11 protein-coding genes are annotated in these 14,988 nt (G+C 33.4%); 10 read left to right on the plus strand and 1 reads right to left on the minus strand.

Going from position 1 to position 14,988, the window contains the following annotated elements; all coding sequences use genetic code 11:
* Window positions 1-388: 388 nt before the first annotated feature.
* From GQR98_RS13240 to GQR98_RS13280, 10 genes are all read left to right on the plus strand, one after another.
* The gene (locus GQR98_RS13240) at window positions 389-3,688 is read left to right on the plus strand and encodes a SusC/RagA family TonB-linked outer membrane protein (protein ID WP_159019909.1); all 3,300 of its coding nucleotides are present in this window, start codon (window positions 389-391) and stop codon (window positions 3,686-3,688) included.
* Window positions 3,689-3,706: 18 nt separating this feature from the next.
* A complete protein-coding gene (locus GQR98_RS13245; protein ID WP_159019910.1) occupies window positions 3,707-5,413 on the plus strand; it encodes a RagB/SusD family nutrient uptake outer membrane protein in 1,707 nt (568 codons plus the stop codon).
* A 536-nt stretch (window positions 5,414-5,949) separates the two neighbouring features.
* Window positions 5,950-6,600 (plus strand): BPSS1187 family protein, encoded by a 651-nt coding sequence (locus GQR98_RS13250; protein ID WP_159019911.1) that lies wholly within the window; start codon window positions 5,950-5,952, stop codon window positions 6,598-6,600.
* A gap of 116 nt (window positions 6,601-6,716) precedes the next feature.
* Complete coding sequence (locus GQR98_RS19255) at window positions 6,717-6,848, plus strand: hypothetical protein (RefSeq protein ID WP_262885135.1); 132 nt, start codon at window positions 6,717-6,719, stop codon at window positions 6,846-6,848.
* 243 nt (window positions 6,849-7,091) lie between these two features.
* The gene (locus GQR98_RS13255; protein ID WP_159019912.1) at window positions 7,092-8,675 is read left to right on the plus strand and encodes a sulfatase; all 1,584 of its coding nucleotides are present in this window, start codon (window positions 7,092-7,094) and stop codon (window positions 8,673-8,675) included.
* 119 nt (window positions 8,676-8,794) lie between these two features.
* The gene (locus GQR98_RS13260; RefSeq protein ID WP_159019913.1) at window positions 8,795-9,505 is read left to right on the plus strand and encodes an aspartate/glutamate racemase family protein; all 711 of its coding nucleotides are present in this window, start codon (window positions 8,795-8,797) and stop codon (window positions 9,503-9,505) included.
* A gap of 150 nt (window positions 9,506-9,655) precedes the next feature.
* Window positions 9,656-11,107 carry a sulfatase-like hydrolase/transferase gene (locus GQR98_RS13265; protein ID WP_159019914.1) on the plus strand — a complete coding sequence of 484 codons (1,452 nt, stop codon included), beginning with the start codon at window positions 9,656-9,658 and terminating at the stop codon, window positions 11,105-11,107.
* Between the two features lie 170 nt (window positions 11,108-11,277).
* Window positions 11,278-12,042 carry a hypothetical protein gene (locus GQR98_RS13270; protein ID WP_159019915.1) on the plus strand — a complete coding sequence of 255 codons (765 nt, stop codon included), beginning with the start codon at window positions 11,278-11,280 and terminating at the stop codon, window positions 12,040-12,042.
* Window positions 12,043-12,092: 50 nt separating this feature from the next.
* Entirely contained in the window at window positions 12,093-12,665 is a 573-nt protein-coding gene (locus GQR98_RS13275; RefSeq protein ID WP_133968378.1) for a Crp/Fnr family transcriptional regulator, read from the plus strand.
* A gap of 58 nt (window positions 12,666-12,723) precedes the next feature.
* Window positions 12,724-13,458: an acyl-CoA desaturase gene (locus tag GQR98_RS13280; RefSeq protein ID WP_042500276.1), complete on the plus strand. Its 735-nt coding sequence runs from the start codon at window positions 12,724-12,726 to the stop codon at window positions 13,456-13,458.
* A gap of 78 nt (window positions 13,459-13,536) precedes the next feature.
* Here the strand turns inward: GQR98_RS13280 and GQR98_RS13285 are convergent, their stop codons facing one another.
* On the minus strand, window positions 13,537-14,898 hold the full coding sequence (locus tag GQR98_RS13285) for an exonuclease domain-containing protein (RefSeq protein ID WP_159019916.1): 1,362 nt from the start codon (window positions 14,896-14,898) through the stop codon (window positions 13,537-13,539).
* Between the last annotated feature and the right edge of the window lie 90 nt (window positions 14,899-14,988).

Below are 14,988 nucleotides of genomic sequence, written 5' to 3' on the forward strand. Positions count from 1 at the left end.
AAAACCTCCAATGATTTAAAATCGTTGGAGGTTTTTTATTTGGTTTAAACAGGTTGAATATTAAAGTTTTCTGCACCCCGATACCAAATATTAACAAATTTATTTTTGTCTATACAAAAGTTCTCTTTTTAAGTTAATAAAAAAATAACATGATTTTAATACTTATTTGTCGAATGTCAGGTGTTGTTTGTCGAAATTCTTATCTTCATTACGTTTAGAATATATAGGTTTATTATGTTTTTAACATTGTTTTATGAAAATAAACGCTACAAAACCAAATTCCTTTAAGAATTTTTTTGCTTTCGTTTGTTTTTTTTAGAAGATGTTTAAAGATGAAAAGCTACTACTAACCACAAAATTTTTTAACTATTAATTAACTCACATTTCTATGAAAATTAAATTACACAATTTCGCTTTCTATCGAAAAAAAAGGCACTTAGGTTTTTTCTTGAGTGTTTTGGCTTTTTCGTGTGTTTCTGCAAGTTTTGGTTTGGCGCCAAACACGAGTGCAGATTTAAAAGTAACGCGTAGTTATTTGCAGCAACAAATAACAGGAACAATTACCGATGTTAATGGGCAACCTGTGCCAGGTGTTAATATTAGGGAGAAAGGAACAGGAAACGGAGCGCAATCAGATTTTGATGGAGGCTTCGCTATAACACCGTCTAAAGAAAATGCTGTGTTAGTGTTTTCATTTGTTGGATTTAAAACTCAAGAAGTTACAGTAACTAATCAAAAGGTTTTAAAAATAACTTTGGAAGAAGATATTGCTGCTCTTGATGAGGTTGTTGTTGTTGGGTATGGTACTCAGAAAAAAGTAAATTTAACCGCAGCAGTATCTCAAATTGGTGCGGAAACTTTTGAAAACAGACCTTCAGCAAACGTTGCTCGTTCATTACAAGGTTCTGTACCAGGCTTACAAATTAGTAACTCGTCTGCAGGTGGAGCACCCGGTGCCGATACCAATATTAATATACGTGGTTTTTTAACTAGTGCAGGTAGCGGTGGTAATGTTCAAGAATCTTCGCCATTAGTACTTGTTGATGGTATTGAAATGAATTTAAATGATATTGACCCTGAAAGTATCGAAACTGTTTCTGTACTTAAAGACGCAGCGGCAGCATCAATTTATGGATCACAAGCTGCAGGTGGAGCCATATTAATTACCACAAAAAGCGGTAGTAATATGAAAGGGAAAATTAGAGTAACTTACAGTACTAACTACGCTTTAACGAAACCAACAAAAATACCTGAATTAGCCAGCGCTATTGATTTTGCTTATACAGTTAATGATTCTCGGATAAATAATGGTCAAAACCCATATCATGATGAAACAGATTTAGCTAATATCTTGGCTAACATGGCAAACCCTGGTAGTGCGCCATCATTAGGTGTTAATGCAGCGGGAACAAACTGGAACTATACCAGTATTGGAATTGATGCTACGGGTGCTACCGATTGGACTGAAGTTTTATATAAAGATTGGGCTGAAAGAACTAAGCATAACTTAAGTATATCTGGAGGAGATCAAAAAATGAACTATTATTTTTCTGCTGGGGCTTATGACGAAGGTGGTCTTTTGAAAGTAGGAAATGAATCTTTTCAACGATACAATCTTGATGCAAAAATTTCTTCACAAGTTAATAAATGGTTAAAAGTAGAGTTGTTAACTAAAGTTTTAAAAAGCTATTCCGATTACCCAACGCAAGGAGGGACAGATAATGACTTATCTGGAGTTTTAGACTTGTTATCTAAAATAAAACCAACTTTTCCTTTAGTAGATCCTATTTATGGAGAGGAATGGCTTGGACACTCATATTTTCCGTTTTGGGATACTCAACGTGTTAAAACAGAACAAAATCAACTTGTGTTATTACCAAGATTTATTATTGAGCCTATTAAAGACTTGAAATTAAACGTTAATCTTAATTATAAGAGAAGTAACAACTATGAAGAAGAGAGTATTTTATCAGTTCAAGAAATAAGACCTGACGGGTTTATTGATAGAGTAGCACAACAAAACACATCTTATTCTCCAGCTTTCGCAACAACTGAATATTTTTCTCCAAACATTTTTACTACTTATGATAAATCTATAGGGAGTCATAATCTTAATGCTACAGTAGGGTACCAAAGTGAGGTGAATAATTTCCATAGTTTAGGTGCACAGACTGATTATTTAATTTCTAATAATGTAGTTTCTATAAATGCATCTTTAGATGATGATCAACTTGTAAGTGAAGCCATTACGCATTGGGCAACGCAAAGTGTATTTAGTAGATTTAGATATAATTACAAAGAAAAATATTTATTTGAATTTAGTTACCGAAGAGATGGGTCTTCTAGATTTGCTCCAGAGGATAGATGGGCTGGTTTTCCAAGTTATTCGGCTGGATATAACGTAGCTAAAGAGAATTTCTGGCCAATAGATGCTATTAGCACCTTCAAATTAAGAGGGTCTTATGGTACGTTAGGAAATCAAAATGTTAGTAATTATTTATATTTATCTAATATAGAATTAAATACAGGCGGAACAAGCTATTTATTTGATGGTCAACGTGAAACTTACGCTTTTACGCCAGGTTTAGGTAGTGAAAACTTAACTTGGGAAAAAGTGAAAACTACCGATATTGGTTTTGATCTTAGCGCATTTAACAACAAACTGGATATAGGTTTTTCTTGGTACCGTACAGATATCGAAGGTATGGCTACAGGTGGTCTTAATTTACCTGCACAGTTAGGAACAACTGCTCCTGTAGCAAACGCAGGAATTTCAAGAGTTCAAGGATGGGAAGTAGAAGCTAAATGGAGACAAAATATTGGTAAAGATTTTAGTTATAATATTAGAGCGGTACTTTCTGACTATAAAAGAAGCATCGTTGATTATCCAGTTCCTGATGGAACAGCAACACAGTCTTTAACTCAAACCTACTACCCAGGACAGGATTTAGGTACAATTTACGGTCTTACATGGGATGGCTGGTTTTTAACAGATGAAGAAGCTGCGAATCACCCTATAGACCAAAGTGCAGTTAGTGCTTGGGCTTATTCAGCTGGTGATACAAAATATAAAGATCTTGATGGAGACGGATCTATAAACAGAGGCGCATGGGAAGTTGGAGATACAGGAGATTGGAGTGTACTAGGTAATACTACACCACGTTATCAATATGCCGTAAATCTAGGTTTTGTATATAAAAATTTAGACTTTAATGCTTTTATACAAGGTGTTGGAAAAAGAGATGTCGTAGTATCTAATCACCAAAGGTTTAGAGGTCCTGCTCAAGGCGCATTTCATGCTAATGTTTGGGTAGAACACTTAGATTATTTTAGACCTGAAGATACCACAAATCCATTAGGTCCAAATTTAGATGCTTATTTCCCAGCACCATACTCTGCCAACCCAGGTAGAAATAACAAAAATTATAGTCAAGTAGTTGATCGTTATATACAAAATGGAGCTTATGCTAGATTAAAAAGTTTACAATTAGGATATACAATTCCTAAAGATGTAACTAGCAAACACGGTATAACCAATTTTAGACTTTATGTTACTGGAGAAAACCTATTTACAGTTAACGATATGCTATTCTTTGATCCAGAAAATATTACAGCTGGTGTAACAGGTAGTGCCATATCTTACCCGTTACAGAAAATTGTATCCCTGGGATTAAACGTATCATTCTAATTACAAAATTGTAGAAATATGAAAAATATAATAAAATTATTTATTTTAAGTACAGCAGTGACTTTGTCGTCTTGCGAAGACTTTTTAGAAAAAACACCTTTGGATGTTGTCTCGGAGGTTGACTTTTACAGCACACCTGGTGATTTAAGAGCGTCAGTTAATGCTTTTTATAATGATTTGCCAAGTTGGTCAAATACTAGTGTAGGTTTCTCTGTACTACCCGATCTTGATTCTGATATGGGTATTGCTGAAAATATAAACTCTAGACTTAGTGGTCAAACAGGTGTAGCTACAGAATCTTCAAATTCAGTTTGGAGTTGGGACGAGGTAAGAGAAGTTAATTGGCTTTTAGATCATGTTGATCAAGCAGAAGGTGATCAAACAGAAATTGACCAATACATAGGAGAAACTTATTTCTTTAGAGCGTATTATTATTTTAATCTTTTAGTTGATTACGGTGATTTACCAATATTTGAGAAATATTTTGATGATAAGGATGAAGAGTTTTTATTTGCTGCTAGAGACCCAAGAAATGAAGTAGCCGATTTTATCCTTTCGGATTTAACCACTGCTATTTCTTTATTACAATCTTTTCCAGATATCTCAACAAGTCCTCGTGTAAGTAAAGAAGCTGCTTTATTACTAAAAGCAAGGATTGCGCTTTATGAAGGGACATGGGAAAGGTATCATAATGGAACAGCTTTTGGCGTAGAAGGCTCTAACGGTTCTACTTATTTAGAAATCGCTGCAGATACTTCTGAAGAACTTATCGATAGTGGTGTATTTACGCTTCATGATGATTACTCTACTTTATTTAACCAAATTGGGCTTAGTGGTAATAGCGAAGTGATGCTTTGGAGAGATTTCGATAATGATTTAGGTTTTAATAATAGCTTACAAATTTCTTGGCCTAATCGTTGTGCTTATACAAGGGAAGCAATACGCACCTATTTATGTATTGATGGCGACCCTATTTCAGTGAGTGATTTATATGATGAAGGAGATAAATCTTTAGCGACCATAGAAGTAGACAGAGATCCAAGATTAGCCGCTTTAATAATGGTACCTGGAGATTTAATTAAAAGAGATGGTAGCTCAACTGTTGCTTATATAGCTCCTGATTTTACTACTGCTAATGCAGGACTTACGGGGTACGAATCGCAAAAGTATAGAAATATTGATATAGATCCTGTTACTAGCGATTTTACTAAAAACACGTCTAAGGTTATAATGCGTTATGCTGAAGCTTTATTAATTTTTGCTGAAGCTAAAGCTGAATTGGGCACCATTACTCAAGACGATTTAGAAAAGTCTATTAATAAGTTACGTACTCGTGTAGGTATGCCTGGCATAACATTAGGATCGATAACTGTGGATCCTGATTGGCCGAATTATGGCTATACTCTTACAGATATTTTATATGAAGTTCGTAGAGAACGTACTGTTGAACTAATGGCAGAAGGTTTTAGACTTGATGATTTATTACGTTGGAGAGCTCATGAATTAGTTAATGGAACCACTCCTAGAGGAGCATATTTTTACGATGGTATTGTAAATTCAGATACACCAGAATCAAATGTAACGATAGATTCTGAAGGTTATATTGCTCCATTTCTTAATTCAGATCCTTATAATTTTGATGAAACTAAAGCCTATTTATTACCTATACCAAGTAACGAATTAATACTTAACCCGAATTTATTGCCACAAAATCCAGGTTGGTAAAATTTATTTAATAATTAGTTTTTTTAATTAAAAAGCTCAACATCAAATTTTGATGTTGAGCTTTTTGTTTTATCATAAAAAAAACAATGAAACAGATTTTTACATGTCGTCTTTTAATTCTTGCTGTCAATAATTTTTTTACAAACCTCTACTAGATTTCCATAAAAATAAAGAGTTTTACATATTAACCATTCTAAAATAGATACTACAATTTCAGTAGTAAATTCTCCATATTTAGTGGTTTGTAATCCAGAGGCCAAATAAGGGAATCTTATTCTTTTTATAGCAGTAGCATGAGGGATTACAATACCCAAACAAAAGACTAATCTCCATAATTTCTCAATTTTATCGTTTCATAACAAAAAATAGACTTATTACATAAAGTGTAGTATAAGTGTAACCCCTTTTTTTAATGGTTTACATAGGTTTTTTGTTAATTTACGTATTGTTGTTTGGAGCGAGAACTAACTGCTTTATTCTATTATAGATAGTTTTTTATTAAAACCAATAATGCCTAATTTTAAATCAAAAAAATAATGAAACAGATTTTTACATCACTTCTTTTAATTGTAATTATTAATAGTAGTGTTTTTTCGCAAACTTCAACTGGGTTTCCAGAAGAATATAAAGTTTTACATATTGAACCTTCTAAAACAGATTCTACAATTTCAGAAGCAAATTCACCACATTTAGTAGTTTATAATCCAGAGGCTAAACAAGGGAAGCTTCTTTTCTTTATGCCAGGAACAGGAGGAATTGCGCTAAAAGGGCCAAAGAGTTTATTTGCTACAGCCGTAAATCAAGGCTATCACGTTATTAATATATCATACATTAATACACCAGCAGTGGCGCAAATTTGTAGAGGAAAAGTACTTGCTGAAAATTCTAATTGTACTGAAGAATTCAGAACTAGGCGTATTTATGGAAATAATAATTTCTCATTAATTGATGATGCTCCTCAAGATGCCATAGTGAATAGATTAACTAAGTTACTTATTTATCTATCGGAACATGATAAAACAGGTAATTGGGATACTTATTTAGAAAATGGAGCTCCTAAATGGAGTGAAATTGCAGTTTCTGGTCAGTCTCAAGGAGGGGGAATGGCCGCTTTTATAGCTAAAGAACAATTGGTGTCGCGTGTAGTAGATTTTTCATTTTTCAGGAGGCTGGGATTATTCAGATAAAACCAAAAATAGCGATATGGTATTATTCGCCAAGTGTAACGCCAAGCGATGTTTGGTATGGTACATATCATGTTACAGAACCTGCAGCCAAAATAATAAGAGAAAGTTATGAAGCTATGGGGATTCCAGAAAATCATATTTATCCTTTCAGCCTGCCTGTTCCAGAAGGTAAAAAAGGCCATTCTAACGGTGTTAGAAATATTGGATATGTAAATGATTGGATAGAATTATTGGGTAAGGGTAATTAAGCTTCAATAATTTAGGTTAACGGAATTTTTAAGCATAAAAAATACAGAATGTGTAATTCTTTATTAAGGTTAGTATCTTCTTTAAAAAGTAGTATTTTTACTTGTAAAAATTTGCTTTTTATAAAACCTTGGCGCTTAAAATGTACCATAGATTTATCAAAATATTCCTGTTATCTCATAGCATTTCTTACTTATTTATAGAAAATAACTTAATAGAGTTCTAAAAAAATGAAAATTATTTATATGAAGATTTTATTAAGATGTATTACTGCGTTTTTCTTATTTGTAGCTTGCGGAAAACAAGCTAAGGTTACCTCTGCACCACATAATATTTCAGAAAGAAAACCGAACATTATTTTCTTATCAATCGACGATTTAAGAGCTGATCTTGGAAGCTACGGTAATACAGAGATTAAGACACCAAATATGGATGCTTTGGCTGCAACTTCCATGGTGATGTTAAATACGCATTGTCAAGCTGCGGTTTGTGCACCATCTAGAGCAAGTACAATGCTGGGGTATAGGCCAGATTCTACGCGAGTTTGGCATTTAGGCGATAAGTTTAGAGAGATTAATCCGGAAGCGGTTACTATGCCTCAGTATTTCAACAAAGCTGGTTATTACACAGTTAACATTGGTAAAATTTTTCATAATTACATGCCAGATTCTATTTCGTGGGACGAGCCAGATTTAAAACCATATCCTTACAATACTAAAGCTTATGCGTTGCGTGATGCTGAAACTTATTACTATACCGAAGCCGCGCTAGAAGATCAAAAAAAGCAAAGAACCATTCTTTTAGAAAAAAGAAAAGGACGAAAAGTGTATGGAGATGGATGGAATCGTGGTCCCGCAATAGAGGATGCCGATGTACCGGATTCGTTATATTTTGATGCGATGCAAACACAATTAGCATTAGAAACGATTGATAGAATAAAAGGTAATAAAAAGCCGTTTTTTATGGGGCTTGGACTTTATAGGCCACACCTTCCTTTTGTAGTGCCAAAAAAATATTGGGATTTATATCCTGTGGGCTCAGTTTCTCCAGCAGCCAATCCAAAATTACCAAAAAACGCTGCGGTAATGTCCGCTAATTCTAATTATGAATTAAGAGCTTATACTAATCCTTATAAAATTGGACGTCCAGAAGATGCACCACTTCCAGAAACTTATTCCGATTCGCTCAAAAGAGGATACTATGCAAGCGTAAGTTTTGTTGATGCTTGTGTTGGGAAGCTAGTGACAGGCTTAAAGGAAAGAGGCCTTTATGAAAATACAGTTATTGTTTTATGGGGTGACCATGGATGGAAATTAGGCGATCACAACGGATGGGGTAAAATGACTAATTTTTATATTGATACGCATGTGCCGTTAATTATAAAAGGAGTCAATCAAAAAGAGGGAAAACGCATTGAAGCACTTTCAGAATTAGTAGATATTTTCCCAACACTTTGTGATTTAACAGGTGTAGATAAAGCTGATTATTTACAAGGTACTAGTTTAATTCCTATTTTTGAAAACCCAGATTTAGAATGGAAAGATGCTGTTTTTACACAGTTTAGAAGACGAAAAGGCGTTTCTAAAGATGGAAATGAATACATGGGCTATTCTATGCAAACCAAGCAACATCATTATATTGAATGGTATCGTTGGGATAATGAAAAAAAGTTAAAAGGTGATTTTGCTGATACTGAATTATACGACCACTTTGTAGATAGTAATGAAACAGTTAATGTGGCTAAAAATCCTGAACAGAAAGATGTTGTTAAACGTTTATCTGAGCAATTAAAAAAAGGTTGGAGAGGCGCATTGCCAAAAATCAAATAGTAATAGATACCTTTAAAATCAAATAGAATTATAATAGTCCCTTAATGCATTGGAGGCTTTAGCTATTAAGAGGATTGTTATGGTTAGAAAAAATTAAGGTTTTAAATGAAAACTCAAAAATGAATCATAAAGATATGAAAACCCTTGGGCTAATAGGTGGCACCTCTTGGCACTCTACAATCGAGTATTATGCGGCAATTAATCAATCTATCAACGATTATTACGGTAATAATACCAATCCGCCTTTATTAGTTTATACACTCAATCAGGCTGAGGTTCATAGGTTTCAAAAGGAAGATAAATGGGATTCTATAGCTGGTATGTTGACGGAAGCTGCATTAAGCCTTAATAAGGCTGGAGCAGAATCTGTTATGTTTTGTGCTAATACGCCGCATAAAGTATATCAAACAGTACAGGATCAATTAGATTTTCCGGTAATACATATTGCAGATGCTACCGCTAAGGCAATTCATAATAAAGATATTAAAAGTGTTGGTTTTATAGGAACTATTTACTCTATGGAAGCCGATTTTGTAACCCAAAGAATTGCTGATAATGGTATAGAAGTTTTAGTTCCTGAAGATAAAGTTGTGTTGAATGAATTACATAGAATTATACAAGAAGAACTAACTTATGGAGACGTTAAACCCGAATCGAAAACCTATGTGCTAGCGGTTATTCAGGGTTTTGTTGATAAAGGAGCGGAAGGAATTGTTTTAGGTTGTACCGAGTTTCCTTTAATGATTTTTGATGAAGATTTAGATATTCCAGCTTTCAATACCACAGATATTCATGCTATGGCTGGAGTAAATTATATTCTAAATAAATAGTTGAGTTTTAATAAAACTAAGTTTTTTAAACATCCTTTTATAGTTAATCTATAAAGGTGTGTTTTTTTTGATTCGTAATAAATTTGAAATCTTTATATTCAACTTAAACATTAATCTTTAACTTGTCATTCAAAACATAAATATCAAAGAATGACACTCTTTTTCAAAAGAAAAAAAAGCACTTTAAATGCATTTGGTTTATTTATTCTACTGCTAATTTTTACGTCATCTTGTAAAGAAAATAAAGATAAAAATGCTGTAAAACCTACTGAGCAACCCAATGTTATCGTTATTCTTATAGACGATGCCGGTTATGCCGATTTTGGTTTTATGGGGAGCAAAGATTTAGAAACACCAAACATAGATGCCCTAGCAAAAAGTGGTGTTGTTTTAACTGATGCTCATGTAAGCGCTACCGTTTGTGCACCATCTAGAGCAGGTTTGATGACAGGTAAATATCAACAGCGTTTTGGTTTTGAAGCTAATGGAACTGGCTTTGGTGATTCTGGTGATCTTGGCCTTTCGGATGATGTTTCTACAATGGCCGATGTGTTTAAAGCCAATGGATATAAAACACTAGCTTTAGGGAAATGGCATTTAGGAGCAGATAAAAGCGATCATCCAAATCAAAGAGGTTTCGATGAGTTTTTTGGTTTCGAAGCCGGGAGTCGTTCGTACTTTTCCTATAAAAATCCTAAGAAAGAAAAAATGCTGCAACATAATACTAAAAGAGTTATGTTCGATGGATATTTAAGCGATGTTTTAGGAGATCAATCTGTAAAGTTTATTGAAGAAAATAAAGCGCAACCCTTTTTTATGTATTTGGCTTATAACGCCGTACATACACCAATGGAAGCCAAAACGGAACATTTAGAAAAGTATAAAAATCATCCAAGACAAGAATTGGCAGCCATGACTTGGTCTTTAGATGAAAATATAGGGAAGCTTCAACAAAAATTAAAAGCATTGGGCTTAGCAGATAATACACTTATATATTTTTTAAGTGATAATGGTGGTGCGGCAAATAATAGTTCTAGCGGCGGACCTTTAAAAGGTTGGAAAGGTAATAAGTTTGAAGGCGGACATCGCGTGCCTTTTATTGTGAGTTGGCCTAAAGTCATTAAAGGTGGTCAAACGTTTGGTGGCTTATCTTCATCTTTAGATATTTTCACAACATCTTTGGCCGCAGCAAACATTAAAAAGGCCGATGATTTAATTTTAGACGGAGCTAATTTATTGCCGTATTTAAAAGGAGAAAAAACAGGAAATCCGCACGATAAATTATTCTGGAGAAAACTAGAAGAAGCTGGAGTAAGAATAGGTGATTATAAAATGGTGAGATTGCAAGATTTTGGAGCAACGCTTTATAATTTAGAAAATGATTTAGGTGAAACCACAGACTTAAAAACATCCAAAGAGGAAGAGTATCAATTATTACAAAATGAATTGAAGCTGTGGGAATCTAAAATGATGGATCCGTTATGGATTGAAGAACGCAGTTGGATGGATGTTACACACCACATTCATAAACAACTAATGCAGAACGAAAAGGTATTATATTCTAATCCTGCGCAAATGAAAACGGTACTTTCTAAAAAGTAATGGCGTTACGGTGATATTTTTTCTAGATTAGTACGACTTTTAAGTTCTAGCTGGTAAAATGATGTGTTTAAGATTAATAAAACGAGTAGTATAATTACATCGTAATAATATTGGCTTATCTTGCGGCCGTTTTAATTGTAGTTGCTACAATTAGCATAAAAGTTATAATCATGAAGAATAGTAATATTAGCGAAGATCAAGTCGCTCAAATTAATAAAGTAATAGAGAATTATTTTAATACAAATACGGATAAAAATTCGATTCCTGCTAAGGATCTTATGTCCGATTTAATAGAGGCAGGTGTTTTTACAAAAGACACAAAAAAAGGGTTACCGCTTCGTAAAGTTTTTAGAGCTTTAGATAAAGAAAAAGCATTAGATAAAATTCCTGCTGTACATGCAGAACGTACAGAAACAGCTGTTTATTGGTATTTATTAAGAGCAGGAGCAGAGTTTGTACCTAATGAAGCTATTGGTGCGGTTTCTAAAAAAGAAAAAGCTCAAGAAACAAGAGAAAATAGTGATGAGTTTTATGTTTTAGACCTATGTGATGAGGTGCTTAACGAAAAAGCATCGCGTAAACATACCTTTCCTTTTCTACTAGGAGATATGCATAAAAGAGGAAAAACGAGAACGAAATTGCCATTAGCAGCTTTTTATAAGGATGCCAATTTAGTTATTGAGTTTTTAGAAAAGGAAAGTGAAGCTGACCAAGATGAAGAGAAGCTAAATGTAATGACGGTTAGTGGTATAACTAGAGCTGAACAAATAAAAAAATATAACAAAAGACGTAGAGACGTGCTGCAAAAGAAAGAAATCCATTTAGTTGAAATTGATTATGCTGCTTTTGAAAATGATAAAGAAAATCGTTTAGTACGTAATAAAGAACAAGATATATTACTTTTGAAAGAGTTACTTAATGCGTATATAAAATAATTTTAATTCATATTTTATCCAGAGTTTTTCGAGAACTAGAATAGTTTCAAATGAAAAATATTAGAGCCTATATAGAAGAGACCATAACGGTAAATGATACCGATTGGACGTTGTTTTCATCTAAATTAATTAAGCGCGAGTTTAATAAAAAAGATAAACTTACCGAAATTGGTCAGGTGGAGAACTACATCTCTTTTATAGAATCTGGTATTGCACGTTTTTTAATTCCGAAGGAAGATAAAGAGAAAGAAATCACTTTCGGATTTTGTTTCGAAAATGAATTTATCAGCGCTTACGATTCGTTTTTAACACACAAACCATCGCTCTACCAAATAGAGGCGCTTACAAATATGGTTATTTGGAGTATTTCTTATGAAGATTTACAAGAGGTATATCAAAAAAGTTTTGTAGGTAATGTTATAGGGCGCATGTCGTCAGAGCGTTTATTTCTTATAAAATCTAAACGAGAGCAGTCGCTTTTAAATGAAACAGCAGAAGAGCGTTACCTTAAGTTATTTACCGAGCGCCCGAACTTAATAAAAGAGGTGCCTTTAAAATATATAGCTTCGTATATTGGGGTTACAGCGCAGGCTTTAAGCCGAATTAGGAAACGAATTTCTTAACCTAGGTTCATTGTAATTTCCATAAAGTAATAAGACCTTTGTTATCTAAACAAAGATTATGAGTATTCTTATTTTTATTATCATTTTATGGTATACAGGTTTGTTTTTTCAAACATTCTTTTTGCATCGTTATGCGGCGCATCAAACCTTTACCATGTCTAAAATAGCAGAGCGTATATGTTTCTTTTTAACTTGGGTTTTTCAAGGTTCTAATTACTTAAGTGCTTATGGTTATGGCGTTATGCATAGAATGCACCATGCTTATGCCGACACAGAAAAAGATCCACATTCGCCTAAATATGATGCCAATGTGTTTTCTATGATGTGGCGTACAAAAAACATTTATCAAGATATAAATCAAAAACGAATTGAGGTTGCAGATAAGTTTACCAAAAATGTTCCGCAATGGGAGTCTTTCGATAAGTTTGCAAGTTCTAGAGTGTCTCGATTAGTTTGGGCTGCTTTATACACTGTGTTTTTTATTTTCTTTGCAACTGCTTGGTGGCAATGGTTATTTTTACCTGTAGCTTTTTTAATGGCACCAATACACGGCGTAATTATAAATTGGTTTGCTCATATTTATGGGTACAGAAACTTTAAAGTTGCCGATACGTCTAAAAATTTATTACCATTCGATTTTTTAATGATGGGCGAAGGCTATCATAACAATCATCATTCTCACAGTGGACGTGCAAATTTTGGAGTGCGTTGGTTTGAGGTTGATATTACGTATTGTATTATGGTTGTTTTAGATAAACTACATATTATTAAATTGAAGAAAGCCGTTAGTTAGTAAATTCGGTATTATATAGCAAAAACAAAAAAGCAACCTAATTAGGTTGCTTTTTTGTTTTATGTAAATTAAAATATGTTACTGGGTTTGCAAGACACTTTGATCAGGACTAATCAATATTTTATTCAAAACTCTTTTAATATCTATGTTGTCTTGTTGGGGAATTAAAAAAGGTTCTAAATCTTCCGAAGTATTAATTTGCTCGTACTTATCGATAAAACCGTAACCTTTGTAGCTGCTGTTTTCAATTAAAATAAAAGCTTCTTCATTTTCATATCGTCCTTTTTGTTTTACAATCACATTTTTAGACATATTTTTAAGGTAATCTATAGCTTGTTTAACACGAAGATTATATAAGGCCATCGATTCTTTTTTATCACAAATACCTTTGCAAGATTGAATAGGGTAGAGCGAACAATTTGCGGTACCTTCCTGTAAATGTGTGTATTTTGGGCATAAATTAAACTGTTTACAAAGTACCTCTAAATAATGGTTACATTCTTGAATACTATATAATACTTGTATGGCATTTGGCGTCGATTTTAGAGTATTGTAAGCTAAATGTAATATGCCATTTCTATCTTGGTAACTGAATATGGCATACGCTTTTGGAGCGCGTTTTGGTGCTTGATTGTATTTTGGCTGATGTTCCTTTAATGCCGCATCTTCCATCAGTAATGCAATGGTTTCACTACCTGAAAGCTCGTAATCTACATCGGTTAATTCTTTAGATAAATTAATCTCTTTTTCTGCTTTACTCGTAAAATGGCTTAGTACGCGTTTTTTTATGTCTTTTGCTCGGCCTACGTAGATAATAGCATCATTTTCATCTTTAAAATAATAGATTCCGGTAGTACTTGGTAGCTGATCGAAAGTTTCTTGTTTAAGATGTTTTGGTACTTTTGTTTCTTTAGTAGCTTTCTTTAAAAAGAACTCAATAACTTCTGTTGCTGTAGGTTGTTTTAGCAGTATTTTAAATAGAATAACAGTAGCTTCAGCATCGCCTCTTGCGCGGTGTCTGCCTACTATGGGAATATCTAATTTAGCACATAACTTACCTAAGCTATAGGTTTTGTGACCTGGTAATAATTTTCTAGAAAGTCTAACGGTGCATAGTTTCTTTCTAACAAATTTTATATCTATTGCCGAGAACTCATTTTGTATGGCGTTATAATCAAAACTCACATTATGCGCTATAAAAATGGCGTTTTGGGTAATGGATAAAATATCTTCTGCAATTTCTGCGAATGTTGGTGCTTTAGCAACCATCAAATCATCAATACCTGTTAAATCGGTTATGTATTCAGGAATTAACTGTTGAGGATCTACAAGCGATGTAAATTCATCTATTAACTCATCGTCTTCATATCTAAAAATAGAAATCTCAGTAAGTTTATTTCCTGGTCCAGCGGTTTCAACATCAATTACGGTATAAATCATTATGCTAATCTTTCTAAATTCTTATGGAATACTACACTATATTTAAATGAAGTGTTTTTTTTGTTGTACTACAAATGTAAGCAATAATTG

Origin of the sequence: Algibacter sp. L3A6 (genome assembly GCF_009796825.1) — a bacterium.
Classification (GTDB): Bacteria; Bacteroidota; Bacteroidia; order Flavobacteriales; family Flavobacteriaceae; genus Algibacter.

Coding starts and splice junctions, on each gene's coding strand:
- GQR98_RS13240 (WP_159019909.1), top strand. CDS start 389: ATGAAAATTAAATTACACAATTTCGCTTTCTATCGAAAAAAAAGGCAC.
- GQR98_RS13245 (WP_159019910.1), top strand. CDS start 3,707: ATGAAAAATATAATAAAATTATTTATTTTAAGTACAGCAGTGACTTTG.
- GQR98_RS13250 (WP_159019911.1), top strand. CDS start 5,950: ATGAAACAGATTTTTACATCACTTCTTTTAATTGTAATTATTAATAGT.
- GQR98_RS19255 (WP_262885135.1), top strand. CDS start 6,717: ATGGGGATTCCAGAAAATCATATTTATCCTTTCAGCCTGCCTGTTCCA.
- GQR98_RS13255 (WP_159019912.1), top strand. CDS start 7,092: ATGAAGATTTTATTAAGATGTATTACTGCGTTTTTCTTATTTGTAGCT.
- GQR98_RS13260 (WP_159019913.1), top strand. CDS start 8,795: ATGAATCATAAAGATATGAAAACCCTTGGGCTAATAGGTGGCACCTCT.
- GQR98_RS13265 (WP_159019914.1), top strand. CDS start 9,656: ATGACACTCTTTTTCAAAAGAAAAAAAAGCACTTTAAATGCATTTGGT.
- GQR98_RS13270 (WP_159019915.1), top strand. CDS start 11,278: ATGAAGAATAGTAATATTAGCGAAGATCAAGTCGCTCAAATTAATAAA.
- GQR98_RS13275 (WP_133968378.1), top strand. CDS start 12,093: ATGAAAAATATTAGAGCCTATATAGAAGAGACCATAACGGTAAATGAT.
- GQR98_RS13280 (WP_042500276.1), top strand. CDS start 12,724: ATGAGTATTCTTATTTTTATTATCATTTTATGGTATACAGGTTTGTTT.
- GQR98_RS13285 (WP_159019916.1), bottom strand. CDS start 14,898: ATGATTTATACCGTAATTGATGTTGAAACCGCTGGACCAGGAAATAAA.